A 3,909-nucleotide genomic window follows, 5' to 3' on the forward strand; every position below is an offset into this window, starting at 1 on the left:
GATCAGAAGAACAAGATGGTGCCGAGGGCGAAGACATCCTCGGTGGCGTCGCTGCCGTCATGAGCCTCGGCTTCCGTGTGGATGAACTCGCCGACCACGGTCACCCACTTGCGCAGGGCATAGCGCGCCTGGAGCGCGGCGGACGTGTTGCTTTCCACGAGGATCGAGGGCGCCTCGCCATCGGCCAGGTCGAGGTAGGAAGCGCCATAGCTGCCGCCCAGGGTGAATTTGCCGATCGTATAGGTGCCCTGGACGAGGAAGCCCCGCGAATCGCGGGCCTCGCCATTGGCGGCGACCGAGCCATAGAGCAGGCCCGTGGTGCCGATACCCTTGCCGGCGTAGTAATAGGCCAGCAGGCCGGCGTCGCCGAAGGTCAGCTTCGCCCCGACATCGGCGCCGTAGGCCGTGGTCTCCGCCCCCGCCGGCTCGCCCGCGTCGGCATTGGCGCTCAGCTCCTGCACCAGGCCGCCGGCGAAGAGACGGCCGCCGAAATCGCCCGACTTGAAGTCATAGGTCAGCTTGCCCTGGAAACCCGGGGTCTCGTGGCCGGTCAGGCGCGGTCCCAGCACCGGCACGGTATCGAGCGGCTGGAAAATGCCGAGCGACGCCTTGAAGCCGTTCATGTCCGGCGTCGTATAGGTGATCTGGGGCTGGAAGTCGGTATAGATGTAACCCGTGCCGATATGGCCGAGCGAGGTATTCGACGGCCCCTGATTGCCGCCGGTCGCGCCGACGCCGAGCAGCAGCATGTCGCTGAGAATGGCTTCGGAGCCGAACAGGCCGATGTCGCGCCCGGCCTTGAATTCGCCGAAGCCGTCGGAGGCGACCGTCATATAGACCTGGCGGAAATCGATGCCCGAAGTGGCGAGGCCCTGCGGCGCGCCGGCCGAATTGGCCCCGTTCACGTAAGAGACGCTGTTGATCCCGGGATAGAGGCCGAAATGCCCGCCATAGGTCACGCCGTCATCGGTCGTCGTCACGTCGATCTTCAGGAAGCCGGGCAGCAGGCCGTTGCGCACCGACGAGGTGTCCTGCGTGCCGCCGACCGCGCCGAGGGCGACCGGCTGGTTGCCGCCGTCCTTGCCGCTGCCGACATAGAAGGCATTGACCGAACCCGACAGCGCGATGTCGACCGGGCCGACCTGAAGGCCGATGCCCTTGGCCGGGTCCTTCACCTTGACATAGAGCCCGTCGCCGGCCGAGGCCGCTTCGGCCCTGGCGGCGGCGACCGCCGCCTGCGTCGCTTCTTCCTGCTTCCGGGTGGCGGCGGCGTCTTCGGCCTGCTTGCGTCCCAGGATGCTGTCGTATTCCTGCTGGTTCAGGATGCCCTTGGCCTTCAGCTGGCGCAGCAAGTCTTCGGTCGCATCGGCCTTCGCCGGCCCCGCCGCCAGCACGCAGCCCAGGGCGACGCCGCCCAGCAGCAATGCCCCAATCCCCTTGATCCCCGACATGACGTTCCTCCGGTGTTTCTGTCGCCCTGCGCCACCACCCCTTTCAGGCGGGATGGCGGCCAGCGGCGGCAAGCATCGGCAGGACGAGAATTATTTTAAATGATACTTACCACTTAAGACGTTCGAACGAATATTGCGGAATTACGGTATAATATACTTTAGTTCATTACCTTGCTCTTTAGTATTCATCCCTGTACTTTGAAATGAACCGCATCCCTAGCCGCGCTGGCCGCAGGCGCTTTCGGGCTCGTCGTCGCCCAGCGTATCGAGGGGGGTTACCCGGTGCAGGAAGCCGTCCTCCGGGGCGACGGCGACGAGGCTGCGCGTCGTCGCCAGCAGCACGGGCTGGCGCATCTGCCGGTCCCAGCGGCGGAACGACAGCGGTGCCCCCTTGAAGCCGGCGACACCGAAATCCGGCGCCAGCAGCGCGGCGCGCAGAAGCGCCGGATCATTGCCGCCGGCCCGGGTCATCGCCTCGCCGATGCCGCGCAGGGCGAGCCAGCTGGCGTAATCCCGCGCGGTCATGGGCCGGCCCGCCTGTTTCTCGAAACGGCGCTGAAGCTGGGTCGCGCCCCATTGCTCGTTGGCCCGGCTCCAGCCCAGGGGCACCAGGCCATGGGTGCCGGCGACGGGCCGCGCCAGGGCCGTGCGATAGGGCAGATATTCGCCGAAATCATCCGCCTCGTCGGCGACGATCAGGACATCATGGTCGCCGACCTTGGTCAGCGGCCGGATCTCCTCGCGGGCATTGGTCACGCCGCTGTCGGTTCGGCGGTTGCCGACCTCATAGGTCCAGGGCTTGTCCTCGGCGATCCGCGCGCCGAAGCGGGTGGCGGCGGCGCGGACGGCGGCGGCGAATGCCTTGTCGTCGGCCGAGGGACCGACGACGAGGAACCAGTCCTTCCAGCCCATCAGCACGAGATATTGCGCCAGCGCGTCGGCCCGCATGGCCCGCGACAGGGCGGTGTGGAACAGATTGGCCCGGCAGGCCTCGCGGCGCAGGTCGTCGTCGGTCACGCGGGCGTTGAAGATCACATCATCCGCCGTGCCCGGCAGCGCCAGCAAGGCGTCGAGGTCGGCCCGGCCCAGATCCGAGACCACCAGCCGCGCGCCGCTGGCAAGCCTGTCGGCAAGGCCCGGCGTATCGCCGAGGGTATCGTCGCGGGGCACCACGATCTCGGTCAGGCGAAAGCTCTGGCCGGTGAAGCGTCCGCTGGCATTGTCGTCGGCGAGGCCGAGGCGGGCGCCCCACACCCCCTCGCCCTCGGGCACCGGCTCGAGGAAGGAGAAGGGGATCGCCGGCTCCTCGTCCCGCGTGACATGGAGGATCTCGGCCTCGATCCCTTCGGCGTCGGCCGCGACCGGCGGCAGCAGCAACGCCAGGGCCAGCAGAAGGCATTTCATGGCTCAGGTCCCTCCATCGAACACCGCGCGGGAGAATTCATCGATCCAGGCCGCGCCCTCGGCGACATGGGCGCGGCGGATCCCGGCGGATTCGCCGACCTTGCTGATGAAACCGGGGCCGGCCTTGATCCGCCCCTCGACGATCGAGAAGGGACCGCCGACCACCACGGTCTCGTCCTCGGCGAGGCGGCTGTAGCAGGTATTGAACAGCTCGGGCACAGGCTGCGGCCGGCCGAGGATATCCGCCGCCAGGCTTTCCGCCATCAGAAGCGCCTGCGCCCGCGCGGAAAAGGCGGATTTCGGCATGTCGCCGGCGATGCAGGCATCGCCGAGGGCGCTGACCCGGGACGAGGCCGGGGTGCGGAAGCCGGCCCCCGTCACCGGGATCCAGCCCGTCTCCCCCGCGATGCCACTGTCGAGGGCGATGCGCGCCGCGCTCTGCGGCGGGATGACATGCAAAAGATCGAAGGCGAAGGCATCCGAGGCGGTCAGCACGCGGCGGGTCGCGGCGTCGATCCTCGTGATCTTGCCGATCACATCGACCGGATACCATTCGATCCTGCCGGGATAGAGCCGCGCCCAGGCCTCCTCGAACAGGGCCTGCTTCGGAAAGGACGATTTGGCGTCGAGGATCTGGATGCGGCCGCGCCTGCCCATCGCCTTCAGGCGGGCGGCGATCGCCGTCGCCCGTTCGTAAGGCGCGGGCGGACAACGGTAGGGCGCGGGCGGCGCCAGCATGACGATGGTGGCGCCATCCTCGAGGGCATCGATCCGGTCGCGCAAGGGTCCGATCGCTTCCCCCGCCGTCCAGTGCGGCGGGAAGGCGGCGGCGTCGTAACCTTCATAGTCCGGCGGGCGCACGGCGATGCCGGCGGCGACCACCACATGATCGAAGGCGCGGCCGGCGAGGCGGGGCCGCTCCCCGTCCAGATCGATGCGCGCCGGAGCCTCGCGGTGAAGGATCATGCCGGCCCGGGTCAGGGCCTCATGGCCGTGGAACAACCGCGCCTCGTCCAGCCAGCCGGCCAGGGCCTGATTGGCGCCGTAACAGGCG

The 3,909-nt window shown here is 68.4% G+C and carries 3 protein-coding genes; all 3 read right to left on the bottom strand.

Going from position 1 to position 3,909, the window contains the following annotated elements; all coding sequences use genetic code 11:
• Positions 1-2: 2 nt before the first annotated feature.
• Positions 3-1,451, bottom strand: coding sequence for a hypothetical protein (locus WAZ62_RS15565; protein ID WP_422644449.1), 1,449 nt, complete (start codon positions 1,449-1,451; stop codon positions 3-5).
• A gap of 216 nt (positions 1,452-1,667) precedes the next feature.
• Positions 1,668-2,855 (bottom strand): branched-chain amino acid ABC transporter substrate-binding protein, encoded by a 1,188-nt coding sequence (locus WAZ62_RS15570; protein ID WP_422644450.1) that lies wholly within the window; start codon positions 2,853-2,855, stop codon positions 1,668-1,670.
• A 3-nt stretch (positions 2,856-2,858) separates the two neighbouring features.
• On the bottom strand, positions 2,859-3,909 hold a 1,051-nt coding region (locus tag WAZ62_RS15575; RefSeq protein ID WP_422644451.1), incomplete at its 5' end, for an FCSD flavin-binding domain-containing protein.

Source organism: Zavarzinia sp. (genome assembly GCF_049306435.1).
Taxonomy (GTDB): Bacteria; Pseudomonadota; Alphaproteobacteria; order Zavarziniales; family Zavarziniaceae; genus Zavarzinia.

Excerpts from the sequence above, each read along its gene's own strand:
- WAZ62_RS15565 (WP_422644449.1), bottom strand. The coding sequence starts at position 1,451 with ATGTCGGGGATCAAGGGGATTGGGGCATTGCTGCTGGGCGGCGTCGCC.
- WAZ62_RS15570 (WP_422644450.1), bottom strand. The coding sequence starts at position 2,855 with ATGAAATGCCTTCTGCTGGCCCTGGCGTTGCTGCTGCCGCCGGTCGCG.